This window comes from Rothia nasimurium, assembly GCF_035916755.1.
Classification (GTDB): Bacteria; Actinomycetota; Actinomycetes; order Actinomycetales; family Micrococcaceae; genus Rothia.
On record NZ_JAYWIX010000006.1, the window covers coordinates 221,152 to 245,048 of the forward strand.

25 protein-coding genes are annotated in these 23,897 nt (G+C 59.5%); 20 read left to right on the forward strand and 5 right to left on the reverse strand.

The features are described 5' to 3' along the window. The first annotated feature begins 47 nt into the window (after positions 1-47). From VSX42_RS08375 to VSX42_RS08440, 14 genes are all read left to right on the forward strand, one after another. Positions 48-626, forward strand: a complete 579-nt coding sequence (locus VSX42_RS08375) for a helix-turn-helix domain-containing protein (protein ID WP_326503850.1) — start codon at positions 48-50, stop codon at positions 624-626. 25 nt (positions 627-651) lie between these two features. Continuing rightward, positions 652-1,275 (forward strand): hypothetical protein, encoded by a 624-nt coding sequence (locus VSX42_RS08380; RefSeq protein ID WP_326503851.1) that lies wholly within the window; start codon positions 652-654, stop codon positions 1,273-1,275. Positions 1,276-1,411: 136 nt separating this feature from the next. Next, positions 1,412-2,428 (forward strand): ABC transporter ATP-binding protein, encoded by a 1,017-nt coding sequence (locus tag VSX42_RS08385; RefSeq protein ID WP_326503852.1) that lies wholly within the window; start codon positions 1,412-1,414, stop codon positions 2,426-2,428. 2 nt (positions 2,429-2,430) lie between these two features. Beyond that, positions 2,431-3,327, forward strand: coding sequence for an ABC transporter permease subunit (locus VSX42_RS08390; RefSeq protein WP_326503853.1), 897 nt, complete (start codon positions 2,431-2,433; stop codon positions 3,325-3,327). A 94-nt stretch (positions 3,328-3,421) separates the two neighbouring features. After that, positions 3,422-4,708: a hypothetical protein gene (locus VSX42_RS08395; RefSeq protein WP_326503854.1), complete on the forward strand. Its 1,287-nt coding sequence runs from the start codon at positions 3,422-3,424 to the stop codon at positions 4,706-4,708. 12 nt (positions 4,709-4,720) lie between these two features. After that, on the forward strand, positions 4,721-5,074 hold the full coding sequence (locus VSX42_RS08400) for a TM2 domain-containing protein (protein WP_326503855.1): 354 nt from the start codon (positions 4,721-4,723) through the stop codon (positions 5,072-5,074). A 176-nt stretch (positions 5,075-5,250) separates the two neighbouring features. Continuing rightward, complete coding sequence (rpsF, locus tag VSX42_RS08405; RefSeq protein ID WP_135011322.1) at positions 5,251-5,556, forward strand: 30S ribosomal protein S6; 306 nt, start codon at positions 5,251-5,253, stop codon at positions 5,554-5,556. Positions 5,557-5,644: 88 nt separating this feature from the next. After that, positions 5,645-6,313, forward strand: a complete 669-nt coding sequence (locus tag VSX42_RS08410; RefSeq protein ID WP_326503856.1) for a single-stranded DNA-binding protein — start codon at positions 5,645-5,647, stop codon at positions 6,311-6,313. 129 nt (positions 6,314-6,442) lie between these two features. Next, complete coding sequence (gene rpsR, locus VSX42_RS08415; RefSeq protein WP_004005948.1) at positions 6,443-6,679, forward strand: 30S ribosomal protein S18; 237 nt, start codon at positions 6,443-6,445, stop codon at positions 6,677-6,679. A 22-nt stretch (positions 6,680-6,701) separates the two neighbouring features. Next, positions 6,702-7,151 (forward strand): 50S ribosomal protein L9, encoded by a 450-nt coding sequence (rplI, locus tag VSX42_RS08420; RefSeq protein ID WP_237187011.1) that lies wholly within the window; start codon positions 6,702-6,704, stop codon positions 7,149-7,151. Positions 7,152-7,281: 130 nt separating this feature from the next. Then, the gene (locus VSX42_RS08425) at positions 7,282-7,608 is read left to right on the forward strand and encodes a hypothetical protein (RefSeq protein ID WP_326503857.1); all 327 of its coding nucleotides are present in this window, start codon (positions 7,282-7,284) and stop codon (positions 7,606-7,608) included. 327 nt (positions 7,609-7,935) lie between these two features. Continuing rightward, complete coding sequence (locus VSX42_RS08430; protein ID WP_326503858.1) at positions 7,936-9,174, forward strand: DUF418 domain-containing protein; 1,239 nt, start codon at positions 7,936-7,938, stop codon at positions 9,172-9,174. Between the two features lie 356 nt (positions 9,175-9,530). Beyond that, positions 9,531-9,845 (forward strand): multidrug efflux SMR transporter, encoded by a 315-nt coding sequence (locus tag VSX42_RS08435; RefSeq protein ID WP_326503859.1) that lies wholly within the window; start codon positions 9,531-9,533, stop codon positions 9,843-9,845. Between the two features lie 23 nt (positions 9,846-9,868). Continuing rightward, a complete protein-coding gene (locus VSX42_RS08440; protein WP_326503860.1) occupies positions 9,869-11,005 on the forward strand; it encodes a glycerate kinase in 1,137 nt (378 codons plus the stop codon). Here VSX42_RS08440 and VSX42_RS08445 read toward each other — a convergent pair. Beyond that, a complete protein-coding gene (locus tag VSX42_RS08445) occupies positions 11,002-12,045 on the reverse strand; it encodes an ABC transporter substrate-binding protein (RefSeq protein WP_326503861.1) in 1,044 nt (347 codons plus the stop codon). The two genes, VSX42_RS08440 and VSX42_RS08445, sit on opposite strands and share 4 nt — an antisense overlap. A gap of 87 nt (positions 12,046-12,132) precedes the next feature. Further along, positions 12,133-13,137, reverse strand: coding sequence for an SIP domain-containing protein (locus VSX42_RS08450; protein ID WP_326503862.1), 1,005 nt, complete (start codon positions 13,135-13,137; stop codon positions 12,133-12,135). Between the two features lie 195 nt (positions 13,138-13,332). On the opposite strand from VSX42_RS08450, the gene VSX42_RS08455 reads away from it, so the two are divergent. Further along, positions 13,333-13,530 carry a hypothetical protein gene (locus VSX42_RS08455; protein ID WP_326503863.1) on the forward strand — a complete coding sequence of 66 codons (198 nt, stop codon included), beginning with the start codon at positions 13,333-13,335 and terminating at the stop codon, positions 13,528-13,530. A gap of 127 nt (positions 13,531-13,657) precedes the next feature. After that, positions 13,658-17,557, forward strand: coding sequence for a replicative DNA helicase (locus VSX42_RS08460; RefSeq protein WP_326503864.1), 3,900 nt, complete (start codon positions 13,658-13,660; stop codon positions 17,555-17,557). A gap of 40 nt (positions 17,558-17,597) precedes the next feature. Here VSX42_RS08460 and VSX42_RS08465 read toward each other — a convergent pair whose 3' ends face one another. Beyond that, positions 17,598-18,278 (reverse strand): TetR/AcrR family transcriptional regulator, encoded by a 681-nt coding sequence (locus tag VSX42_RS08465; protein WP_326503865.1) that lies wholly within the window; start codon positions 18,276-18,278, stop codon positions 17,598-17,600. Positions 18,279-18,345: 67 nt separating this feature from the next. Here VSX42_RS08465 and VSX42_RS08470 point away from each other — a divergent pair, with 67 nt between their 5' ends. The 4 genes from VSX42_RS08470 (at position 18,346) to VSX42_RS08485 (ending at position 22,210) form a co-directional block, all read left to right on the forward strand. Continuing rightward, a complete protein-coding gene (locus tag VSX42_RS08470) occupies positions 18,346-18,717 on the forward strand; it encodes a DNA alkylation repair protein (RefSeq protein ID WP_326503866.1) in 372 nt (123 codons plus the stop codon). A 479-nt stretch (positions 18,718-19,196) separates the two neighbouring features. Next, a complete protein-coding gene (locus tag VSX42_RS08475) occupies positions 19,197-19,733 on the forward strand; it encodes a DUF421 domain-containing protein (protein WP_326503867.1) in 537 nt (178 codons plus the stop codon). A gap of 91 nt (positions 19,734-19,824) precedes the next feature. Beyond that, positions 19,825-21,264 (forward strand): sensor histidine kinase, encoded by a 1,440-nt coding sequence (locus VSX42_RS08480; RefSeq protein ID WP_326503868.1) that lies wholly within the window; start codon positions 19,825-19,827, stop codon positions 21,262-21,264. A 154-nt stretch (positions 21,265-21,418) separates the two neighbouring features. Then, positions 21,419-22,210: a response regulator transcription factor gene (locus VSX42_RS08485; RefSeq protein ID WP_326503869.1), complete on the forward strand. Its 792-nt coding sequence runs from the start codon at positions 21,419-21,421 to the stop codon at positions 22,208-22,210. 73 nt (positions 22,211-22,283) lie between these two features. On the opposite strand, the gene VSX42_RS08490 is transcribed toward VSX42_RS08485, so the two are convergent. Both VSX42_RS08490 and VSX42_RS08495 read right to left on the reverse strand, forming a co-directional pair. Beyond that, entirely contained in the window at positions 22,284-23,267 is a 984-nt protein-coding gene (locus VSX42_RS08490) for an LLM class flavin-dependent oxidoreductase (protein WP_326503870.1), read from the reverse strand. Between the two features lie 354 nt (positions 23,268-23,621). Further along, positions 23,622-23,897, reverse strand: a 276-nt coding sequence (locus VSX42_RS08495; protein WP_326503871.1) for a hypothetical protein, incomplete at its 5' end; no start/stop codon positions are given.

The window sequence follows — 23,897 nt, forward strand, 5'->3', positions numbered from 1 at the left end:
AAGCATATAGCCTTATATATGAATATATAAGTCTATATGCTTATCTTATGTTTGTTCTGACTGTTGACCAGGTGGGATCCTCCGCTGATAAAGATCGAATCCCCGACCTCTTTGCCCTTGTTGATGGGCTAGAGAGCGGTGGCGCCCCACTCCGTCCATTCCAGCGCACCGCAGGCGATGAAGCCCAAGCGGTGTTCGATGACCCAGCTGCTGCGCTTGTAACCGCTCTTGCCCTGGTGCGTACCGGTCACTGGTATGTGGGCATAGGGGAGGGGCCGGCAAACGTCCCGCTACCTGCAGAAACTCGGGCAGGGGCAGGGCCTGCCTTTGAGTATGCCCGCAGAGCGGTTGAGCGGGCTAAAAAAACAAAAGGACGCTGCTGCTTCGCTGGGTCTGTAGCGGTAGCTCAGCTGGTTGATAGAGCCCTGAGCTTGCTCGCCCGTCTTGAAATAGACCGGCAAGAAACCCGCCAGCAGGCAGGAGAAATAGCTCGTCAGGGGTTGTCTCAGAAACAAATAGCTGAAAAACTTGGGATAAGTCAGTCTGCCGTGAGCCAGCGGCTCAGCGAGGGCTACTGGTCTGAAACACGAGCCCTGATAGACGAACTGGTAGAGATCCTGCGGTAGCGAAACTCAACGATGAGGGAGCTGTATGAGCATCTTTTTGGCCTGTGCCCTAGCGGTTGTGGGTCTGGCGGGCATTCTGCCCAGCTTGCAACCCGCTCTCAACAGAATGCCAGGAGCGGGCTTCCTGCTTATTCTTCAAGCAGCACTCATGGTCACCGTACTCGTGGTAAGCCTCTATGGGTATATAAATTCTTATCAGGAAATTGGGGTACTGACCGTGTGTGCTGTTTGGGCCGCAGCGTGTGGCGGAAGTCTTCCTCTAGCAACTTTGCTAAACCGTATCGCAAACCGTGAATCTGAACTCTCCACTGGCTCTGACGATTCGAAGCAACTGCACGGGTCGATAACAACACCGGAAGGTGAACAGCTACAGATTGAAGGAACGCTGAGTTCGCCGAAAACACATGAGAGTGCTCTGTTAGCCGGTGGGCACTGGATTGGAATCTTTGAGCGCTTAACCATCGCCGCGCTGCTCGTCTTTGCACAGCCAGCACTTTTAGCAGCGGTGGTAGCAGTTAAGGGGCTGGCTCGTTACCCTGAGATTCGCGCAAAGAGCAGTCTCGCTGAAAAGTTCATTGTAGGAACTTTTGCATCGGCACTCTGGGCAGGTCTATGCGTCCTACCTACACACCTAATCCAAATGGGCTAGAGGAAAAAGTAGTGGATGGCGAGACTGGCTTTCATACTGAGGAAGTATGAAGAACTCACCTCTCAGGCTGATGTTTTCTTCGGCCTAACCCCCTAGTGTTAAAAGTGATACCGTCACGCACAACAAGGGGAGACCCATGCTCGAGGTCAGAAACCTCACCAAAAACTACGGCCCAAAAACGGCCGTCAATGACGTCAGCTTCACCGTGCCCAACGGCCGAGTCACCGGCTTCCTCGGCCCCAACGGCGCCGGTAAATCAACTACCATGCGCATGCTGGTGGGGCTAGAAAAGCCCTCCAAGGGCAGCGCCCTGGTCGACGGCCAGCCTTACCGCTCCCTCAAAAGCCCGCTCACCTCTGTCGGCGCCCTCCTCGACGCCAAAGCCATGCACCCCGGGCGTAACGGGGCAGCCCACCTGCGCTCGCTGGCGCTGACGCACGGTATCCCGAAATCCCGTGTTGATGAGGTTATCGAGATGACCGGCTTGGCCGCTGTCTCAAAGAAGAAGGTCAAGGGCTTCTCTCTGGGTATGGGCCAGCGCATGGGCATCGCAGCCGCCCTGCTGGGGGATCCCCAGAACATCATTCTCGATGAACCCGTCAACGGCCTTGACCCCGAGGGCGTTATCTGGGTGCGTAACCTGGCCCGCCACCTGGCTTCTGAGGGCCGCGCCGTGCTCATTTCCTCCCACCTGATGAGTGAGATGTCCCAGACTGCAGACGACCTCATCGTGATTGGCCGTGGCCGTCTGCTGGCCAACTGCTCCATGGAAGACTTCCTGAAAATCGGCGATGAAAATAAGGTTCTCGTGCGCACCGACGCCCGCGATACCTTCGCTACCGCCCTGAACGAAGCCGGCCACCCCTTCACCGCCCTTGAAACGGACGGTCTGATGGTGGAACAGACGGATGCTCGCGACCTGGCCCGCCTGGCCCAGGGGGTCGGCGTGCTGCTACATGAGCTCACCCCGCAGAAGTCCACCCTGGAGCAGGTCTATATGAATATGACCCGCGACGACGTGGAATACACCTCGGCTAGCTTCGCTACCTCTCAGTCCGACGGCGGTGCGGACGCCCCCACCAGCTCTCAGCCTCCGGCTGGTGCTACCGCCCCGGCAGCCCCTTGGTACTCAACCTCAGCACAGGAGAACTAACCATGACCACCGCATCTGTTTCTCCCGCGTCCGCGCAGGTCAACCACTCCCGTTTTGCCGACCGCAAGCTGACCTTCTGGGGTGTGCTGCGCTCTGAGGTGCTGAAGTTCCGAACCCTCACCACCAACTGGGCCATGACCCTGATTCTGGCTGTGGTGATGGTGGGTATGGCCCCGCTGTACTCCCTCGTGTTGAACTCTATGGCAGAGAACGCTGAGATGATGGCTCAGGCCTCTGAGGGTATGGCTCAGACGAATGCCGGCATCGAATCTATGACCAATATGGCATATGCCCTGGGCACTTCGGGTGTTGATCTGGCCAATATGCTCATTGCCGCTGTTGCAGCTGTATTTATTGGGGCTGAATATGCCACTCGGTCTATACATACTAGTCTAACCGTTGTTCCCCGCCGTTCGTCGCTTTACATCGCCAAGCTACTGGTTCTGAGCGTCTATGGTTTCGTACTGGGCTTTGTACTGGCTGCCCTGGCTTATGCTGCCGGCTACCCCGTGCTTGATTCAACTATCCGAGACACCCTGGAATTCACCGACGGGCTGGTGCTCAACTGGGCGGCAGTGGGTCTTTACTTCATGTTTATGACCTGGATGGGCTACGGCTTCGGCGCCCTCTTCCGCAATAACGCTGGTGGCATCGTCATGGTGGTCTTCCTGCTCTTCGTGCTGCCCATCATTGCCAATATCTTCATGGGTCAATTCGAATGGGTAGCGGACGCCTACAACTACCTGCCCTCGGGCCTGGGCCGCGTTATTCTCACCTACGACCTGAGTTCAGACGCCGACATCAGTTACCTGGAAGGCGGTGCCTGGTTTGCCCTCTGGGCTGCTGTGCCCGCTCTGCTGGGTTACCTGCGGTTTACTCTCACTGATACCCGCGGCTAAAACTGGCTAGCCCCTCAGAAAGATAGGGTGGTGTTTTCTTCTCTCTAGCAGAGAAGAAAACACCACCCTTATTGTTTAGCTTTACAATAGAGCCATGGTTGAGCGCAAGAAAAAGGACGGCGAACAGTGGCTGGCTCGTGCCGTCTCCCATGCCCGCCCCGAGGCTGTGCGCGACACCTTCACCACCTCCATCCAGCGAGTAAGCCGAATCCCTGGCCAGGTCGGGGAGTTCTCCGGGCGCGCTGCCGGCGTTCTGACCCGCAAGGACGCCCACACCGTCCGCGTCCGTCTCACCCTCACCACCCTCTTCGTCACCCTGCTCGCCATACTGGTCGCCGCTGTGGGTAACTACCTCTCTCTCACCCACACCCCCGAAGACAGCGTTGACCACTACATGAGCGCCCTCGAACGCGGCGACTACATCGCCGGCATCGACCGCGGCGCCTACAGCGACTTCACCTACACCTATCTCACCAACTCCATCTACCGCGCCGCCCAGGGGCGCATAGAAAACTACACCATCACCGGTACCAGCAAGGACGCCGCCGGGCAGGTAACAGCCAGCGTCCTCGCCACGGTCGCGGGGCAAGACCACCAGCTCGCCCTGCCACTGACCCAGATACCCCGCACCGGGCCCTTCAACGACAGCTGGCAACTTGCCACCCCCGCCCAGTCTTACCTCACCCTCACCGCGCCGGTAGCGCTCGCTGGGGTGCAGGTCAACGGCCAGTCCCTTGACCTTCCCGTTACGCGCCGTACAGAAACAGAGGCCGGCTACCAGTGGACTATCCCCACCCTGCCTGGCACCTACGATTTCACCCTGCCGAGCAGCTCCTACTACACCCTCAACCATGCTGACCACGTGATCACTGCACCCCTGCCCGGTCAGGGGCATGCTACCCAAGAGCTCACCCTCGATGTGCGCCCCTCTCCCCGCATGTGGAACGAAACCAACAACCTCATCACCTCCTGGTTAGAACGCTGTGAAAGCGCCCGCCGCCTGGACATCGCAGGGTGCCCCACATCCCTCCTGCACGGCGAAGACTCCACCGCCACCATCAGCAATGTCTCCTGGGAGCTCACCGACCGCCCCGCCTTCTACCTGGTGCCAGACCGTACCGACCCCCGAATCTGGCGGGCCTCCCGCTACCGCCAGGCCACCTTTGAAGTCACCTACCTTGCCGACGGTAAAGCCCAACGAGAAATCATCCCCTTCTATATCAACGCTGAGGTAGTCTCAGATGGAGCCCAAGCTGACATCAGCGTGGGCCTCGGCGGTAGCGAAGAAAGTGAAGCCCAGCTGCGCCAAGCCATCAACAGCGAAGACGCCGCCAAATCCACCCTCCAAAAATTTGTGGCCTCACTCGAGACCACCCCCTAAAGGCAGGAGACCATGCCCGAACAGCCCCAGCACTACCAGCCCACCTACATCAACAACCCCGGCCGCGCCCGCTCCTTTGCGCAGGGCCAGCCGGTCTACATCGTGCAGGCCAAATCCACCCTGGTGGCCTACCTGCTTTTCTTCTTCCTCTGGTGGCTCGGGGCCCACAAGTTCTACCTGCGCCAGCCCTTCATGGGTATCTTCTACATCGTGGGTAACCTCATCGCGGGTGGCATCACCGCGGCCGTGCCCTTCATTGGCTGGATCTTCTACATCCCTCTGGTTATCGTCATGATCTGGGATCTCTTCACCATCCCCGTACGCGTTGGCTACCTCAACGCCCTCGCTAACCGCCGCATCTACTAATGGTGCTGTGAACAACACCGCTTTAACCGCGCCACCCCTGCCCAAACCGGGCGTCCTGCGGTAAAGTTGGTCAAGTCTGTGCTGGCACTCGGCCAACACCTGAGACCGGCCAGGCCGTACGTAATCTCCTGCTATGGAAATCCCATAGCCGCTTAGCCCAAAGGAGGGGTTTAATCATGCGTGCATACGAACTGATGGTTATCCTCAACCCCGAGGTAGAGGACAAGGCTGTAGAGCCCACCCTCACCAAGTTCCTCGAAGTTGTCACCAAGGACAACGGCACCGTTGACAACATGGACATCTGGGGCCGCCGTAAGCTCGCTTACGAGATTCAGAAGAAGTCCGAAGGCATCTACGCCGTCGTTAACTTCACCTCAACCCCCGAGACTGCAGCTGAACTGGACCGCGTTCTGAACCTGAACGAATCCGTCATGCGCACCAAGATCATCCGCCCGGAAGATCAGCAGATCTCCTCCAAGTAAATGTTTGAGACGGGGCCCTGTTCACTAAAATGTCAGACCCCCGTGCAAAACTTCAAATACTTACTCTTATTACGACTGGAGGCATCACATGGCTGGCGATACCGTCATTACCGTCATCGGTAACCTGACCGGCGATCCTGAGCTTCGCTTCACCCCCAACGGTGCGGCGGTAGCTAACTTCACGATCGCTTCGACTCCCCGCAACTTCGACCGCGCGTCCGGCGAATGGAAAGAAGGCGAGACCCTCTTCCTGCGCGCCAGCGTCTGGCGTGAAGCTGCCGAGAACGTCGCCGAGACCCTGAAGAAGGGCATGCGCGTCATCGCGCAGGGCCGTCTGAAGTCTCGCTCGTATGAAACCAAAGAAGGCGAACGCCGCACCAGCATGGAGCTAGAGATCGAAGAAATCGGTCCCTCACTCCGCTTCGCCTCCGCTAATGTATCCCGCAACCAGCGCTCAGGTGGCAACTTCGGTGGCGACCAGGGCTTCGGCGGCGGCTACGGCAACCAGCAGGGCAACGGTTTCAACGCCGGTGGCCAGGGTGGTTACGGCGGCGGCGCAGGTTACGGCAACCAGGGCGGCTACGGTGGCAACACCGGCGGCGCACAGCAGGGCAACTTCAACGCTGCCCCTGCCGCACCCGCAGCAGCCCCCCAGGCCGCACCTGCCCAGCAGGCACCCGCTGCTGACCCCTGGGGCCAGCAGTCCGGTGGCAACTACGACTGGGGATCCGGCACAGACGACGAACCCCCCTTCTAAACCCAGGGCAGGCACCGCCTGCACGGCAGAAGGGAAGGGGCGTCCAGCGTCCTTCTTTGAACCAAGACAAAATATTCATCCATCCCGCGGTTTATCCCGCGGGCTCCCACCAGAAAAAGGAGCACCACGATGGCTAAGGCTGAAATCCGCAAGCCCAAACCCAAGCAGAATCCCCTGAAGGCTGCTGACGTCACCGTAATCGACTACAAGGACGTCGCACTTCTGCGTAAGTTCATCTCCGACCGCGGCAAGATCCGTGCACGTCGCGTCACCGGCGTGACCGTTCAGGAACAGCGCAAGATCGCTCAGGCAATCAAGAACGCCCGCGAAGTTGCACTGCTGCCCTACTCAGGCGCTGGCCGCTAAATCGATAGGAGAGTAGAAGAACATGGCTAAGATCATTCTTACTCAGGAAGTCACCGGTCTCGGTGCCGCTGGCGACGTCGTCACCGTAAAGGACGGCTACGCACGTAACTACCTGCTGCCCCGCGGCTTCGCAGTCACCTGGACTGTAGGCGGCGAAAAGCAGGTTGAGTCCATCCGCGCAGCACGCGCTGCTCGCGCCAAGGCTAACCTCGAAGAGGCAAAGGCAACCGCAGCTGCTCTGGCAGCAAAGCCCGTTGTTGTTGCTCACAAGGCTGGTGCTGACGGCCGCCTCTTCGGCACCGTCAAGGCTGAGCACGTTGCTGACGCCATTGAGGCATCAGGTGCAGGCTCCGTCGACAAGCGTGCAATCAACCTCGGTTCCGCTATCAAGCGCACCGGCGTTTACACCGTTTCCGTGCGTCTGCACGAAGACGTTGTAGCTAACGTTGAGCTGGACGTTGTAGCCGAGTAATTCCTTTGAGGATTATTCGCTAGGTTTCTAGCAGCATGAGGACGCCCCGTTCCCCCTTGGTGGGGGAGCGGGGCGTTCTGCGTGTGGTGGGCTTGCGGTTTTCACAGGGGAGTCTGGCATGCTAGAGGGTATGGCTTTACAATCGACACCTCCTGCTGTCCGTACCCGCCGCCCGCAGAGCACCCAGACCCTGATTGCAGCTGCGATTACCGAGGGCGTGGCGGTACTGACGCTGGTGTTGGCTTTCATAGTGAACGTAGGGTCCCCCTCAACGGTTCTAGCGACCTTTTTAGGGTTCATGGCGATTTCTGTTGTGGCAGCTACCCTGGCCTTTGTGCTGGCCCTGGTGGGTCTGCTGCGCTTTGCCCGGCACACGCTCTGGTTCATCGTGATTCTGGTGGTGTCTGTGCTGGCTAACCCGGTGCTCTGGTTCTTCTTGATTGGCTACTTCTCCTAGAAGTTCCCCGGTCTGGCCAGTGCCTGCCTGCGCTCCGGGAAGTGCCCATGGGCGTCCGCAAAAATACCCAGCTTGCTCCCAGGCAACTCAAAACCCAGTTCAAGCCTAGTGCGGTTATATAGATGTAACAGCTCGAAAGGCTACAAGAAGCGAATGTGTGTGCTTCGAAAAGCGGGTAATGCTGAACCCGGTTTTCACTCACCGATGGCGAGACCAGTATGGGGGTCTCGCCATCAGTGTTTAAGGTGTTTTTCACCCGCCCGGCGGATGCGCCTTAGCTCCGTTTTCTTTAGGGTAGAAGCAAAGACCCACACACGAAAGGTAGCAATGGAGCACCCACACCAGACCCCTCAGCACCAGCCCCCTCAGACTCTTCCCACACCCCGTATGCTTGTGCCCGATGTAGCCCGCGGGCTGATGCTCTGGGGCATCGCGGTGGCGAATGTGGCCACCGCCTGGGTGCTTTTTGCCGGTGGCCCGGCCTCGATAACGGGCCGAGTGGTCGATGGGAGCCTCTGGGACAAGCTGACCATCATGTTCACCACCTCCTTCGTGCATGCCCGCGGCTTCCCCATGTTCTCGACCCTGCTGGGCTTTGGTGTGGGGCTGATTGCCGCCAGTCTCTATAGGCGCGGCTACCCGCTACCTAAGGCCCGCGGAGTGATTGCCCGCCGCTACGGCATGCTGGCGATCTTTGGCGCCCTACACATGGTCTTTCTTTTCTGGGGCGACATCATGCTGGCTTACGGCCTGATTGGTCTATTCATGGCTTGCCTGATTGCGGTGCGTACTAAGGTTCTGCTCTGGGTGGCCGGTACGCTTTTTGCCGTGACCAACCTGGTGGCTCTGGCCGGAGTGCTCCTACTTGAGGCGGTGCTCGGTGCTGGCCAGCTCCAGGAGCTTCTGAGCGGGGGTAACAGCGGCGGCCTACTGCCCATAACGAGCTACTGGTCGGTACTGCTCAACGGCCTGATTGTGCTGCTGGGCAGCCTCCTCAGCGCGCCCCTGCAGGCTTTTATGTTGCTCCCGCTGATGCTTCTGGGGTTTGTGCTGGCACGTGAGGGTGTGCTGGCTGACCCTGCGCGTCACCGCCGGGTGCTGGTGTGGCTGGCCGGGGTTGGCCTGGTTGCTGCCCTGGGCACTGGTATCCCCGCCGGGCTTGAGGCCCTGGGTGTGCTGCCTACCGGTGTTTTCGGGGTGCTCACGATGACCCTGGGGGTTCTGGGTGGCCCGGGCTTTATTGCCCTGCTGGCGCTGGCACTTACCGGGGCTCAGGAGCGTACGGACGCCGGCGCCCCCGTCCCTGCCCCGCTTCGGCCCCTGATTGCCCTGGGTAAGCGGTCTATGACTGGCTATGTGCTGCAGTCGGTGATTTTCTTAGTGGTCTTCGGTGGCTTTGCCTTGGGGCTTTTTGCGGATGCCGGTGCCTTCGTGCTCCTGCTGGTTGGCACTGCCGGGTGGTTGGTGACGGTTCTTGTGGCGGTGGTTCTTGAAGCGGCGGGCAAGCCCGGCCCGCTAGAGGCCCTGCACCGCAGGATGTCCTACGGTAAGGGTGGGCTGAATTAGCTGAGGGGCAGAGGCTTCGCCCGCGGCCTGGGGGCTGCCTAGGTTTCTTGGAGTGTGTGCACGTTTTTCCCTGCACATGAGCTAAGAACCCTAGACAGACTGCCGCTCCACATTCCCAGCTGGCACACAGGAACGGTATATAGGAGCTTAAGAAGGCTCCGCCATACTAGAGGTACAAGGTTCGAAAGAGCAGCCGCCCGCAGGGTGGCCCTGGAGAATCTCAAGAAAGCAGTAGTGTGTGTTTCTTGCATGGGCCTAGCCCCGATGTGTAAATGTGTGTGTATTGATGAGGCCGGGTCGGGGGACCCGGCCTCATCGTTTTAAACTGTGCGAGTGCGCACCTAGAATGGGTGTTTATGCACTGGCTTATTCTGATTATTTCTGGCCTCTTCGAAGCTGTCTGGGCAACGGCCCTGGGTAAGTCTGAGGGTCTGACCCGCTTGACCCCCACCTTGGTCTTTATCGGGGGTCTGGTTCTCAGCATGGTGGGCCTGGCCTACGCCATGCGGGAGCTACCTACCGGTACCGCTTATGCTGTATGGGTGGGAATCGGGGCGACCGTCACCGTCCTCTATGCCATGGTGACCGGTACCGAGCCCGTTTCCCTGCTTAAGGTGCTCTTCCTGCTCATGATTGTGGCAGGTATTGTGGGGCTGAAAGTCACCTCTTAGAGAGACAGGCGCATAATAGACCCATGAAGGTTTTAATCGCTGTCGATAAGTTCAAGGGCACGCTCACCGGCGCGCAGCTCACTGAGGTACTCGCCGCCGGGCTAGAGGGTGCTGAGGGGTGCGAGATTATCACCTGCCCCATAGCGGACGGCGGTGACGGCACCGTAGACGCCGCCCTGGCCGCCGGCTACAGCGAGGTCACCTGCACCGTCACGGGCCCCTTTGCAGGTCAGCCGGTGACCGCCCGCTACGCCTACTCGCCAACTGAACGCACGGCCGTCCTCGAAATCGCTGAAGCGGGCGGTATCGCCCGCCTGCGCGAAGACCAGCTAGACACCTGGCGGGCCACCTCCTTCGGCACCGGTGAGCTGATTCTGCACGCGGTGGGCGCGGGTGCGCGGACGCTCGTGGTCGGCCTGGGTGGGTCGGCCAGCACCGACGGGGGAGCAGGGCTCATGCAGGCGCTCGGTGTGACACTTCAGGACGCCGAAGGGCGCGAACTTACCCCCGGCGGCGGGGCATTAGGGCAGCTAGCTTCTGTTGATATGGCCGGGCTTGATGCGCGCCTATCCGGGGTAGAGATTATTATGGCAAGCGACGTGACTAACCCCCTGTGTGGCCCGTCCGGCGCTGCCGCGGTCTATGGGCCCCAGAAGGGAGCTACCGAAGATCAGGTTCCCCAGCTTGACCAGAACCTGCAAAAACTAGCCGATGCGGTAGAGGAAACCCTCAATGTTTCACGTGGAACATTCGCCACCGCACCCGGTGCAGGTGCCGCCGGTGGCCTGGGCTTTGCCTGCCTGTCGGTGCTCGGGGCTACTATGCGCCCCGGCGTTGACATCTGTTTCGAGCTCACCGGCTTCCACCGGGCCCTCGAACAGGCAGATATCGTCATCACCGGTGAAGGGAAATTCGACGAACAAACCCTGCAGGGCAAGGGCCCGGCAGGGGTTGCGGCAGAAGCCTCCGCCCGCAACCTGCCGGTCATTGCCGTCTGCGGAATCAGCGAACTCTCCCCCGACCAAGCCCGCGAAGCCGGCTTCACCGCTGTCTACTCGGTCGTGGGCGACACCCAAGCTACCCTGGAAGAATCCCTGGCTAACCCGCGTCCTTACCTCCACGAACTAGCGGCCACCATCGCCAGCGCCCACCTGCGCTAGGAAGCTGCGCGCGTATTTTCTACAGCTGCTGCCAAATCTGCAAGGAGGGTGGTCTCATTGAGAGCCCACGGCACTGAAAGCGGTGAGGCGGCAGAAAGGGCTAGACCCCTTTGCTTGTCGGTCTCAAACACTGTCGCATCATTCTTAAGGGCGGGCAGCTGGGCAAACAGCTCGTTAGAGCGCACGGCTTCTGTTTCTTCAGCAGAGTTGGCCCACGCCCAGATTACGTCACACTCAACCTGGTCGAGAACCTCAGAAGAAATAGTCATATAGACACCCTCGGTTTCACCCTCATGCTCACTAATGTAGGGGGCATTCACCATGCCGAGAGAAGCGAAGAATTGGGGGCGAGAGTCCTCTGACGTGTAGGCGCCAAAGGTATTGGCGGCGGTATCGAAGTAGCCGGCGATGAAACTTGCACCGTCCAGAATGGGGTGCTGTGCAACCGCCTCTGCAAGTTTCCCCTCAACTTCTGTGATCAGGGAGGTGGCGTCGTCCTCCCGCTGCAGCATCTTGCCCGCCATCTCAACACACTGCTGCCAGCTAGTCTCATAGGCACCCACCCCCACCGGAGCTGGAATTACAGGGGCGATGCCTGAGAGCTTATCGTAGACCTCCTGGGTCATATCGCCGTAAGGCGAGAAAATAGCATCGGGTTCTAGAGCGGCAAGAGCCTCGTAATTGGGGCCGTCGGTCTCGTCGTAGCGGGTGGGCTCTTCGCCGCCCAGCTCAGCGAGCTTGGCATCGAACCAGTCGGTGGAGCGGTTGGCATTCTCGCCCCAGCTCACATAGGGAGTACCTGCGGGGATAACGCCCAAGGCAAGAAGAGTATCTGGGTTTTTCCAGGGCTGAACAACAGCAATTTTTTCAGGCACAGCATCGAAGGTGGTGCTGCCAAAGGCATGATCAACGGTGTAGCTGCCGCCGCTAGCCTCTGATGTTGAAGAGGATGCACCTGAACCTGTTGAGCATGCAGAGAGGACGCCGGTGAGGGCACTTGCTGCGGTGATCTTGAGGAAGGTGGCGCGGGTGAGTGTCATCAGTAAAACTCCATTGTTAGGTGCGACTAAATCTTTGTTTAAGTTACCCTAAAATTTTGTCTCTTTTGATGACACCCTGTGCCCAAGCTACTTCTTCTTCCAGTACCCCTTGGCATAGCCGTGTCCCTTGGGCACGCCCAGCTCCCGCCGCGCCCAGATGCGCAACGGGTGAATCGCCCCGGACTCACCTGCCAGCCAGGTAAACACTGACCCTTCCGGTAGGGGATAGGCCATCACGGCCTCAGCCAGTGCCCCGCGTCGGGCAGAATCCACCCAGACCACCTCAAAACCTGCCGGTGCCTCAATCACCTGCCGGGAGGCGTCCGTGGGCACCTCAACAAAAAGCGCCCCGCGAGCCTGAGGCGGCAGGGACTCCACCCAACGGGCCATGCCCGGCAGGCCGCTCTCGTCCCCGGCGAGCAAGTAAAAATCGTAGCTATCACTAATCAAGTACCCCGACTTAGGCCCCAAGAAGTGGGCATCATCACCCGCCGCAACCGTGCGCGCCCAGGTGGTGCCAGCCCCGCGCTTGTGCAGCATGATATTGATTTCAACCGCCCCGCTGCGCTCATCGAACCGCCGCACCGTGTACTTGGCGCTTGTGATCGGCTGGTCCCAACGCGCCTTACCTTTCTCAAAGCGCGGCGCCCCCAAAACCTCACCGTGCTTGCCGGTCACCAGGTAGACGTATTCGCCGGTTAGTCCCTGCGCATCCAGCCGCTGCTTGCCCGCAGGCTCAGCCACCACGCGCATCACCGTGGGTGTCAGATGCCCCACCTCGGTTACCCGGTAGTGAGCATACCCGCCCCGGTACTTGCCCGACGCCATAGGGGTAGGGTAGGCAGATTGAGGCAGGACGCCCCCGCCCCCACTGGGGCGGCCCTGGGTAGGGGATCCCGCCCCGGCACCGCTAGGAACAGCCCCACCCTGGGCGGTCTCACCGCTCACAGCGCTCGCAGTAGCTAAGCTCCGATGTAGCTTCTTTACCTGGTGCCGCAGCTTCTTCTGCTCCTTACGCAGGCCCTTGAGCTCACGCTTTAACTGCTTCATCTCGCGGGCAACCTGCCCGCCCTTGCGCTTTTTCTTGCCCACCGGCGTCCTTTCGCTTCTCTGTCTGTGACTCAAGGCTATCTGTATCTCTACTAGGCCACCTGATAATATTATGCACATCACACAAGGGTGTGTTTTGAGGAGGCCCCATGAGTATCACCCCCCCACCCAGGGTATAGCTGCCTGGCTCATCTGGGGCGGGCTCATCATCCTGCAGAACCTGAGGTAAACCACCCCATGCACACTTCTGACCCAGCACCGTCTACCGCATCCACGTCAGCCCACCAGCAGGGCGGCACCAAAACCCTGACCGTCCTCGGGTTCATCCTGCTCGCCCTGCCCACCCTGCACCTACTGCTGGTTCCCCTGGGATTCATGAACATCAACGGAGCCAGAGAATGGGGTGAAGCCACCTACACCCTGCTGACACTGTAAGAAAACCAAGACGGTCAAAGCGCTCGCACCCAGAGCCTGTCAGACCAGGTGAAGAAGTTTTGATGCTGTGCCGGCGCGAAAGGTGAGATGATAGAAGTTCACCACCTTAACCGTCTAGGGAGTAGCCATGTCTGAAAGCCAGTCTGAGTTCGTTCGCACACCTCCGCACGACGACACCGCCGAACAGTCGGTGCTGGGTGGCATGATGCTCTCCAAGGACGCCATTGCCGACGTTGTTGAGGTCATCGGCGGCGGGGCTGACTTCTACAAGCCCGCCCACGAGATGATTTATGAGGCGATTATTCACCTCTATGGGCACGGCGAGCCAGCGGATGCCATCACCGTAGCCGACGAGCTAACCAAGCGCGGCGAGCTGAACCGCGTGGGCGGGGCAGCCTACCTGCATTCCCTGATTGCGGGCGTCCCCACCGCTGCTAACGCCGGTTTCTACGCCGAAATCGTGGCTGAGCGCGCTATGCTCCGCCGCCTGGTTGAGGCTGGTACCAAGATTGTGCAGCTGGGCTACTCCGGCGACGGCGAGGCTGAGGCTCTGGTCAACGCCGCCCAGGCCGAGATTTACGGGGTTTCTGCCAATAACACCAAGGAAGACTACGTTCCCCTCTCTGAGGCCATGAACAGCACGGTCGAAGAGATTGAGGCCAACGGCTCCCGCGACGGCGGCATCCACGGCGTGCCCACCGGCTTCATCGAATTCGACGAGCTCACCGCCGGCCTGCAGGCCGGGCAGATGATCGTGATCGCGGCGCGTCCGGCAATGGGGAAAGCGCTCGCCCTTGATACCCCCATCCCCACCCCCACAGGCTGGACCACCATGGGCGATATCCGCGTGGGCGACACCGTTCTGGGGGCAGACGGGCACCCCACAACCGTCACGAACGCTACCGACGTGATGACCGGGCGTCCCTGCTTCAAGGTCATTTTTGATGACGGAACCGAAATCATTGCGGACGCCGAGCACCAGTGGCTCACCGAAACCCGCGCGTCCCGTCGAGCCCGCTCGTCAGCTCTGGCAGGTTCAGGCGGGGGGCGTGTGCGGACGTCCGTGGGTGCGCAGGTGCGCACCACCGCTGAGATTCGTGAGACAGTTCGCTGCGTGACGGCTGGCCAGCGAGCCAACCACTCCATTGCTAACACTCGTCCGCTCCAGCTGCCCGAAGCTGACCTGCTAGTCGCCCCCTATACTCTGGGAATTTGGTTGGGTGATGGTGCGTCTGCTGCAGCTCGTGTATCTACCGCAGACGACGAAGTTCTCCACGGTATTGAGGCTGATGGCTACACGGTTCGTCAGGTAGAAGGCATTACCTATTCGGTGCATCTACCAGCCGATACTCGTACATGTACAAGCGACTGTCTCGTCTGCGGTAAGGCATTTACTCATTCTGATCGTAATGTCACTACGTGCTCTCGGGAATGTGGTGGTAAGCGAAAGACTGTTGCTACTCCCCATGCGCGTGCAACATGTGTTGATTGTGGCGGTTCGTGCACATCAGGCCTACGGTGCCTCTCATGTCATCGGGCCAACGGTAGTCTCCAGGGGCAGCTGCGCACTCTGGGCGTTCTGAATAATAAGCACATTCCTATGCAGTACCTACGGGCCTCTGAAGCGCAGCGCCGAGCTTTGCTGGCAGGGTTGCTCGATAGCGATGGCACCGTTACAAACGCTGGGTGTATTCAGTTCACGGTTACGAACCGCCAGCTGGCATACGATACCCAGGAGCTGGCGCTTTCTTTGGGGTACCGCACGGGTATGGCAACGAAAAAGGTCAAGGGCAGTAGCGAGGCTACATCGACGGCCTACAAGCTGACCTTCTCTTCCTCGGATTCTGTTTTTGCTCTGTCTCGCAAGAAGCAAATGCACCGTGACCGCGATTCTCGTCCGACCGCTAAGCGAAGCTCTCGCTACATTGTTGCTGTGGAGCCTGTTGATTCTGTGCCGGTGCGCTGTATTGAGGTGGACAATGAGCAGCATCTTTTCTTGGCTTCTCGTGCTTTTGTACCCACCCATAATTCGACGTTTGCACTAGACATCGCCCGGTCTGCTGCCATTAAGCACGGTATGACCACGGTGTTCTTCTCGCTGGAAATGGGCCGCAACGAAATTGCTATGAAGATTTTGTCGGCTGAGGCTGGCATTAATCTGTCTGATTTGCGTAAGGGCAAGCTGGACGATGACCAGTGGGCCAAGATTGCTACCGCCATGGGCAAGATGGACTCTGCTCCGCTCTTTATTGACGATTCACCCAACATGACCCTGATGGAGATTCGCGCTAAGGCCCGCCGCCTGAAGCAGAAGAATAACCTCAAGCTGATCGTTCTGGACTACCTGCAGCTGATGAGCTCGGGTAAGAAGGTTGAGTCGCGCCAGCAGGAAGTTTCGGAGTTCTCGCGTGCTCTCAAGCTGATGGCTAAGGAGCTTGAGGTGCCTCTGATTGCCCTCTCCCAGCTGAACCGTGGCTCTGAGCAGCGTACCGACAAGAAGCCGCAGGTGTCGGACCTTCGCGAGTCCGGCTGTCTGACGGCCGACACTCGTGTGCTTCGCTCTGATACGGGAGCTGAAACAACGATGGGTGAGCTTTTTGAGCAGGGCGCTCAGGACGTCCCGGTATGGTCCTTGGGGGACGATATGCGTTTCGTGGAGCGGCACCTGACTCACGTCTTTTCTACGGGCGTGAAACCGGTTTATCGTCTAACGCTGGCTTCGGGTAAGACCCTGCGCGCTACCGCCAATCACCCCTTCTTTACCTACACAGGCTGGAAGGGGCTGGGCGAGCTTGCAGTGGGCGATCGTTTGGGCGTACCCCGCCACGTTAACGGGCCGTCTGCCCGGACGCACTGGAGTGACGAGCAGGTCATTTTGCTGGCCCACATGATTGGTGACGGATCTGCCTTAGCTCGACAGCCAATTCGTTATGCATCTATTGATGAAGAGAACCTTTCTACAGTTGCTGAATCTGCATACAAGCAGTTCGGAATTGAAAGCGTCAGGGATACTCACGAAGCTGCGCGCTGCACTTCTTTACGACTGCGCTCGCCGGAGAAGCTAACCCATGGTAAGCGGAACCCGCTCGCTGCATGGCTCGATGATTTAGGTCTTTTCGATAAGCGGTCGTGGGAAAAATTTATTCCAGATCAGGTTTTTGCCCTGCCTAAACGGCAGATTGCCCTCTTTATTAGACACCTGTGGGCAACTGATGGCTCTGTTACCGTAAATAAGAACGGGCGTTCAGGACGTATCTACTACGTCTCAACTTCTCGTGTCATGCTAGACCAGCTGTCTCTTCTGCTTCTGCGGTTTGGTATTAACTCTCGTGTTCGCGGTACCACCATTAAGGGCGAGTACCGTCAGGGGTACAGTCTCGATATCTCCGGACGCGATGAACAGCTCCGCTTCTTGCGTGAAATCTCTGTTTACGGGGAACGCGCTAAGAGTTGTGAGAAACTGCTTGCGGCAATTACTGCCGAAGGCGTTCGCTCTAACACCAACGTTGATACCGCTCCGGTGCAGGTGTGGGACGATGTTAAGAAAATCCTGTCTGAGAAGGGAATGACGCATCGTGAATTCCAAGCTGCTATGGGTTCAAAGTATTGTGGTTCGGCCTACTATAAAAGCGCACCGTCCCGCTCTCGTTTAGCAAAGGTAGCTAGCGTCCTTGACGCCGCTGAGCTCGACATGCTTGCGGTCAATGACCTTTTCTGGGACACCGTCACCTCTATCGAGTACGAGGGGGAAGAGGAGGTCTTCGACGCCACCGTGCTAGGGAACCACAACTTCATCGCCAACGGCATCACCGTTCATAACTCGATTGAACAGGACGCTGACATGGTCATTCTCTTGCACCGCGAGGACTACTACGAGAAAGAATCAACCCGCGCAGGCGAGGCGGACGTCATCGTCGCTAAGCACCGTAACGGCCCCACCAAGACTATCGCGGTCGCCTTCCAGGGCCACTACTCGCGCTTTGCCAACATGGTGCACGATTCTTACACCGGCACTGAAACCTTCTAGCCCCAGCCTAAAAATAAGCCCCCAGGAGTCGGCCCTCTCGCTAGAAGAGACCGTCAAACAGCGACAGCTGCTCCTGGGGGCTCTTCTTTTTCGACTCGGACCGGGTCTTACGGGAGTGAGAATTCCCCTCAAGGTAGCTCCGGACTGCCGGTGCGGTGCGTTCAACCAATTCATCGGTGCTGAGTGCGGCAAGGTGGGGGAGTCCCAGAAGGTAGCGTCCTACCGCTACCCCTAGTAGGTGGGTGCTGAGGAGCTCCGCGGACGCCTCATCAAGGCTAAGCTTCAGCGGGTTGGCACAGCTTTGGGTAAGGTGCCGCGCCAGAGCTTCCTTGATGGCGGGTGCCCCCGTGGCTGACGCAAGAGCCGAACGAACTAGACCTATAAGCAGTGGCCCTGTCTCGGGTGATTCCCACAGGTGCAGGTAGGTCGCGACAAGATCGGTAGCCCGGTCGCCGCTGCTGGGTGGCGCGGTTTGACGGGTTGAAAGCTCCGTTGCCTCGCTGAGCAGGGTTGTGAAGAGGGTTTCTTTTGACCCAAAGAAATGTCGAATGAGGGCGGGGTCAACCTGGGCTTGTGCGGCGATAGCTCGTACAGAAGTACCCTCGAACCCGTGTTCAGCAAAGAGGGCGGTAGCTGCCCGCAGAATATCGTCGCGGGAGCGGGTGCCGCCGCTGCGTCGTCCACGGGGCGAGCGGGAAGTAGTAGAGTGCTGAGCTGCCATACGCCTAGTCTACCCAAAATTCCCCATCTGCAGATGAAATTCATCAAGCGTAGAATAATATCCCCACATGTTGAATTATATGGGGTGGACTAAAAGACCTGTTCGCAAACATCAATTCCCCTTCCTGGGAATTAAAACCCCGCAGCGCCGGGAACTCATCAAACCCCTGCTGGCAGAGGCCCGGGTAGAAGCTAAGACTCAGGGCATAGACCGCAGCTTCGTTGATGCTTGCTGGCAGGCCCCGGAACGGGAGTTCCAGTACGCCGCGCTGGACTATCTACACGCCCTGCGCCGCTACCTCGAACCTGAAGACATTGACTGGTTGCGCGATCTCATCGAAGAGAAAAGCTGGTGGGACACCGCCGACCGTCTCGACACCATGGTTGGCGAGATTCTCTGGCGCAACCCCCCTGCCACGGCACCCGCATGGCCCCTCTGAGCGTGCCACGAAGCCTTTCCTTCTAAATACAGATCGAAAGAAAGTAGACCGGGCTCTTGCTCTTGTGAATGGTGTGCGTAACCGTGCAGCGCACCACAAGCCTTTATTTACCGGCCGAAGGCTACAAGAGGTTACGGAGGCGCACCATGCTATCGGTACGCTCGCTTTCATGTTTCTTCCAGAGCTCGGTGAGTATCTTCGCCAAACGAGTTCTGTGAACTTGTATTTAGAAAATCGTCCCTCGGAGTAGGGCTTCTTCTGTCATTTCCACCCCGGCGGTACCCTGGTGTTATGACTTCCTCAGCTTCCTCACTCCGCGCGTCTGCCGCCCCGACGTCCTGCTGGTCACCACCAGCTACGGCCCTCAACGGCTGGTTTGATTCTGCCCGTGAGCGCGGCCTTGCAGCTCTCTCTGATCGGTAGGGCCGGTGGATATCTTCGAGCCGCCGCAGGGGTGGGGCCCTGCGCTAGTTGAGTATTTGGGGATTGAGCCCTGGCGTATTCCGATTGTGATGCTCTCTGCTGTGGGTATCTACCTGACATTTTTGGTGCTGGTGCGTATCTTTGGGGTGCGGGTGCTGAGCGGCTGGAACGGTTTTGATGCGGTCATCATCATTATGTTTGGCGCGGTGGCTGGCCGCGTGATTATCGGGCACCCGCCGACGCTGGCGTCGGGCATGGTGGGGCTGGGCACGCTCATGCTGCTGGAGAGTATCTTTGGTGCGGTGCAGTCGGTGACCGGCATCCGGCACATCAATCACAAGCCCAGGGTGATTATGGCCCACGGCAAATTTGTGGTGCGTCATTTGAAGCGCTCGCATTTGGCCCCGGCAGAGGTGTACGCGGCCCTGCGGAAGGCGGGTATTTCGCAGCTGAGTCAGGTGCAGTGCGTGGTGCTGGAGGCTACCGGCCAGCTATCGATTGTGCGTGAGGGCGTGGAGATTGATCCGCAGCTGCTGCGCGGAGTGGTGGGTGCCGATAAGGTGTTGAAGAAGCGGTCAGGACGCCCGGGGTAGAGCTAGCTCTACCTGGCAGCTGGGGTGCGGGTGGAGTAAGAGTAGAGACCACCCCACTGTGCTCGGTGGCTAGGAACGAAAGAATAGAAGCATGACAAGCACCGATTACACCCTGCACGACGCCGCACCTGCCGCACCTGCGGCAGGGAGCCAAGCGCCGGCGTCCTTTGATACTGAACCCGCCGACCAGCCCAAGCCTGTCAAGAGCTTGTGGCGCCGTATGGCTAACCCCTTCTACATTTTTACTGCTGGTCCCTGGATCGCGTTTGCCGTGCTGGTAGCCCAGGGCATCGTTGCCTCCCTGGTGACCGGCCTGACGGCTTCGCTGATTGGGCTCCTGGTTCTGCCCTTCGTTGCGATCGGCTTCGGCGTGTATGAGCGCTGGCGCCTGGCAAAGACCGGCCACGGAGTGATTGCCAACGGCCATGTTGACTACCCCAATGCCGGTTTCTTTGAGGGTGCCTTCTTCCGCCTCAAAGAGATTGCTACCTGGCGCGAGGTTGGCTCCCTGGCGCTGACCACCGTCTGGGGCTGGCTTGCCGGCGTCGTCCTTTTCCTCCAAATCATGGCACTTGGCGGCGCAGGCGCCGTTGCCTACTACCTGGGGATCGGCAATAGGCTCTACCTCGACTGGCAGTACCTGTCCTTCTACTCCCAGGGGGAGCTGGACTACTACATCAACCAGGGTCTTCTCCCCGCAAACGGTCAGATCTTTGAGGTCACTCCCCAGTACTGGTGGGTCTTCCTGGTAGCTATCCCCGTCCTGCTCATCACCTTTGCCTACGTCAACGGCCTGATGGCCGCCACTGGCGCTAGCCTCTCCAAGCTGATCCTGTCCTCCCGCCCCGAGGAACAGGAACGCGAACTGGCCCGACTGACCGCCTCCCGCGCCACTATCGTCGATGCCTTCGAGGGCGAACGCCGCCGTATCGAACGCAACCTGCACGATGGCGTCCAGCAGGAACTGGTCAACCTCAACCTGCGCCTTGGCCTAGCCGAGATGGAAGCGAAGAACCTGGCTGCCGACACCCAGGACGCCCGCGCCGCAGCCCTGCTCAACCACGTCACCGAGGCCCGCACCCAGCTTTCCCACGCCCAGCAGACCCTGCGCGACACCGTCCGCGGCATCTACCCGGCAGTGCTCGAAGACCACGGCCTCAAAGCTGCCCTGGAAGAACTGGTGCGCCATAGCGTCCTGCCGGTCCACCTGACCTACGACGCCCCGGCCCGCCTACCGCGGGATATCGAGCGCACCGCCTACTACACCGTCAATGAGGCCCTGACCAACACCCTCAAGCACGCCCAGGCCCAGTTCGTCTCACTCTCGGCCTTCGTGGCGGGGGACTCCCTGGTGGTCACGGCCGAGGACAATGGCATCGGCGGTGCTGACCCCGCCCGCGGCACCGGCCTCGCCGGCCTGGTAGAACGCGCAGCCGCCCTGGGTGGCACGGTGCAGGTGGATTCCCCTGCCGGTGGTCCCACCCGCCTGACTCTGGCCCTGCCCCTACCCAAGGGCTCAACAACCCTGTAGCGTTTCACGTGAAACATATCAGAGATAGAGGGCCACAGGTTCGCGCTTGCTGTCGACCCTCTCACTAGGTTCGCTGGCGCTCACACAGTGATTCATGCCAGCCCCAAAGCCAGCAGCTTCGCCGCGAACCTGTTGCCCTCACGAAAGGTGCCCCATGCGCATTATCCTCGCCGAAGATTCCGCCCTGCTCCGCCAGGGGCTGACGATGGTGCTAGGAGCGCTGGGGCACTCCGTGCTTGCAGAGGTTGAGGACGCCCCCACCCTGCTCACCGCCGTTGAGGCCGCCATGGCGGGAGAGGGGGTCGACGCCGTCATCACCGATGTGCGCATGCCTCCTACCCACACCTCCGACGGTCTGAAGGCAGCCCTGCAGCTGCGTGAGACCTACCCGGGGCTTCCGATTGTGGTGCTCTCCCAATACATCACCACCGCCTACGCCCGCGAGCTCTTTGCCCGCTCTGCGGCGGGGCTGGGCTACCTGCTCAAAGACAGGGTGGGGGACGTCGAAGAATTCGCCCGCGCCCTCGACACCGTGGTAGCAGGTGGCACCGTGATTGACCCGGATGTCGTCCAGCACCTCCTCGGCGGCACCTCTAGCGGGCAGATAGCCGGGCATCTACCCGGTACCCCGGCGGGTCCTTCCGGCGCGGACGCCCCCACCCCCTCTTCCTACCCCGGGGCAGGAAGCAGCGGGGGAGCGTCCGCCCGCCAGCCCTGCCAGACAGTGCACTCTACCGAGGGCAAACTGGCTAGGCTCTCCCCGCGCGAGCTAGAAATCCTACGGCTCATGGCCCAGGGGCGGTCAAACGCAGAGATTGAAACTGAACTTTTCATATCCCCGGCCACCGTCGCCAAGCACGTGGGCAATATCTTCGACAAGCTCGACCTGCCCGCCGATACCGGCAACCGCCGCGTCCGCGCGGTCCTGGCCTTCCTAGAGGGATAGCTATTTATAAAAGGTGGAACAGGCTCACGCTTGCTGTGAGCCTGTTCCACCTTTGTCTTGTTAGTAACTCGTCCTACTTCTGAATCATGGCCTGTGCCAGCACCTCAAGGCCGCGGTGGGCCTGTTCCGTGCTGGGGGAGAGGTTAGAAATCATTAGCTCGTCGGCCTGTACTGAATCAGCGAAGCGGGTGAGGTAGTCACCTACCTGCTCCGAGGTGCCTACCGCGGTGTAACGCAGCATGTCCAGAATCTGCTGGCCCTGGGGTGAAGCGACCAGCATATCCAGCTCATCGTCGCTCAGGTCACGGTCATCTAGGCGCATCATGGACTTCACCCGCTGCCGGTGCGCAATCACCTGCTGGGCGCGGGCGTCCTCTTCTGTCTCGGCGGCAATCACGTTAGCCGCAGCGATCACGTAGGGCTGCTCTAGCTGCTCTGAGGGGGTGAAGCGCTCGCGGTAGACCGCGATAGCCTGTTCCAGGTGATTGGGGGCGAAGTGGGAGGCAAAGGCATAGGGCAGGCCCAGAGCGCCAGCGAGGGAAGCGCCGAAGAGGGAGGAGCCCAGAATGTAGAGGGGCACATCGGTCCCTGCCCCCGGGGTTGCCTGGACGCCGGGCACCCGGGTGTCCCCGCTCAGATAGCCTGCGAGTTCCTGGACGTCCTGGGGGAAGTTCTCTGCGTCCTGCGGGTCCCTGCGCAGGGCGGCGAGGGTGCGCATGTCGGTGCCGGGCGCCCGGCCCAGACCCAGGTCGATGCGGTCGGGGTACATTTCGGCCAGGGTGCCGAACTGTTCTGCCACGGTGAGGGGGGAATGGTTGGGCAGCATGACGCCACCAGCTCCCAATCGAATGGTTGAGGTCTGCGCACCAACGTGGGCAATAAGTACTGCCGGGACAGCTGAGGCAATGCGCTGCATGTTGTGGTGCTCCGCGTACCAGATACGTTCGTAGCCGAGTTTCTCTGCATGCTGGGCTAGCGCTACAGAGCGTTTGAAGCTGTCTGCGGGGCGCTCACCCGGGAAAATCAGGGCAAAGTCGAGCAGGGATAGGGCTGGCATGGTGAATGTCCTTCTCTACATAGGGGTTGTGTACACCTGGCATAACGGGTAGAGAAGGGTGCAGTATTCCTTGAAAAGGAGTCAGGGAGGGTCGTTTGGGGGAGGTTTGAAGGTTTTTCAAAGAATTTTAGGTGTAGTGGGTCATAGATGTGAGCCATAGACCTGCCTCACTAGCCACCTTTGACTAGGTGGAATGTTGTCAGTAGGGGTGCTTTGCAGGGTTGAAAATGGGGGTTTGGACGCCTGTGGTTGGCTTTTGGGGTCATTTTCGACTTGCGAAGTGTTTTGAACCTGCGTAGAGTATTACGAGTCGCCACGGCACAGGGGAAGCCCGCCAAGCGACAAAACACCTAGTCACATAGCGAATTCAGGCTCCGGTCGGAACTGATGAATCCCAGCTCGTAGGAGTGAGGTTTTGAAGTAATAATCCAGCCAACAGCCACTGTGAGACACAACACGGAACACCGAGTTGACACGCAGAAAAGAAACGCGATAGACTAGACGAGTTGCCCAAACGGGTGACACAAAAACTTGAGAATGACCGATACGAAACACCGGCCAGTTCCACTGGCTAGGGTTGAGAATGCGGTTTGTTGCTTGAAAACTCAATAGCGTACCAATGTTATACAT

Excerpts from the sequence above, each read along its gene's own strand:
- VSX42_RS08425 (WP_326503857.1), top strand. The coding sequence starts at position 7,282 with ATGGCTTTACAATCGACACCTCCTGCTGTCCGTACCCGCCGCCCGCAG.
- VSX42_RS08430 (WP_326503858.1), top strand. The coding sequence starts at position 7,936 with ATGGAGCACCCACACCAGACCCCTCAGCACCAGCCCCCTCAGACTCTT.
- VSX42_RS08435 (WP_326503859.1), top strand. The coding sequence starts at position 9,531 with ATGCACTGGCTTATTCTGATTATTTCTGGCCTCTTCGAAGCTGTCTGG.
- VSX42_RS08455 (WP_326503863.1), top strand. The coding sequence starts at position 13,333 with ATGCACACTTCTGACCCAGCACCGTCTACCGCATCCACGTCAGCCCAC.
- VSX42_RS08375 (WP_326503850.1), top strand. The coding sequence starts at position 48 with ATGTTTGTTCTGACTGTTGACCAGGTGGGATCCTCCGCTGATAAAGAT.
- VSX42_RS08470 (WP_326503866.1), top strand. The coding sequence starts at position 18,346 with ATGTTGAATTATATGGGGTGGACTAAAAGACCTGTTCGCAAACATCAA.
- VSX42_RS08385 (WP_326503852.1), top strand. The coding sequence starts at position 1,412 with ATGCTCGAGGTCAGAAACCTCACCAAAAACTACGGCCCAAAAACGGCC.
- rpsR (WP_004005948.1), top strand. The coding sequence starts at position 6,443 with ATGGCTAAGGCTGAAATCCGCAAGCCCAAACCCAAGCAGAATCCCCTG.
- VSX42_RS08395 (WP_326503854.1), top strand. The coding sequence starts at position 3,422 with ATGGTTGAGCGCAAGAAAAAGGACGGCGAACAGTGGCTGGCTCGTGCC.
- VSX42_RS08485 (WP_326503869.1), top strand. The coding sequence starts at position 21,419 with ATGCGCATTATCCTCGCCGAAGATTCCGCCCTGCTCCGCCAGGGGCTG.
- VSX42_RS08445 (WP_326503861.1), bottom strand. The coding sequence starts at position 12,045 with ATGACACTCACCCGCGCCACCTTCCTCAAGATCACCGCAGCAAGTGCC.
- VSX42_RS08490 (WP_326503870.1), bottom strand. The coding sequence starts at position 23,267 with ATGCCAGCCCTATCCCTGCTCGACTTTGCCCTGATTTTCCCGGGTGAG.
- VSX42_RS08460 (WP_326503864.1), top strand. The coding sequence starts at position 13,658 with ATGTCTGAAAGCCAGTCTGAGTTCGTTCGCACACCTCCGCACGACGAC.
- rpsF (WP_135011322.1), top strand. The coding sequence starts at position 5,251 with ATGCGTGCATACGAACTGATGGTTATCCTCAACCCCGAGGTAGAGGAC.
- VSX42_RS08440 (WP_326503860.1), top strand. The coding sequence starts at position 9,869 with ATGAAGGTTTTAATCGCTGTCGATAAGTTCAAGGGCACGCTCACCGGC.
- VSX42_RS08465 (WP_326503865.1), bottom strand. The coding sequence starts at position 18,278 with ATGGCAGCTCAGCACTCTACTACTTCCCGCTCGCCCCGTGGACGACGC.
- VSX42_RS08380 (WP_326503851.1), top strand. The coding sequence starts at position 652 with ATGAGCATCTTTTTGGCCTGTGCCCTAGCGGTTGTGGGTCTGGCGGGC.
- VSX42_RS08410 (WP_326503856.1), top strand. The coding sequence starts at position 5,645 with ATGGCTGGCGATACCGTCATTACCGTCATCGGTAACCTGACCGGCGAT.
- VSX42_RS08400 (WP_326503855.1), top strand. The coding sequence starts at position 4,721 with ATGCCCGAACAGCCCCAGCACTACCAGCCCACCTACATCAACAACCCC.
- VSX42_RS08480 (WP_326503868.1), top strand. The coding sequence starts at position 19,825 with ATGACAAGCACCGATTACACCCTGCACGACGCCGCACCTGCCGCACCT.
- VSX42_RS08390 (WP_326503853.1), top strand. The coding sequence starts at position 2,431 with ATGACCACCGCATCTGTTTCTCCCGCGTCCGCGCAGGTCAACCACTCC.
- rplI (WP_237187011.1), top strand. The coding sequence starts at position 6,702 with ATGGCTAAGATCATTCTTACTCAGGAAGTCACCGGTCTCGGTGCCGCT.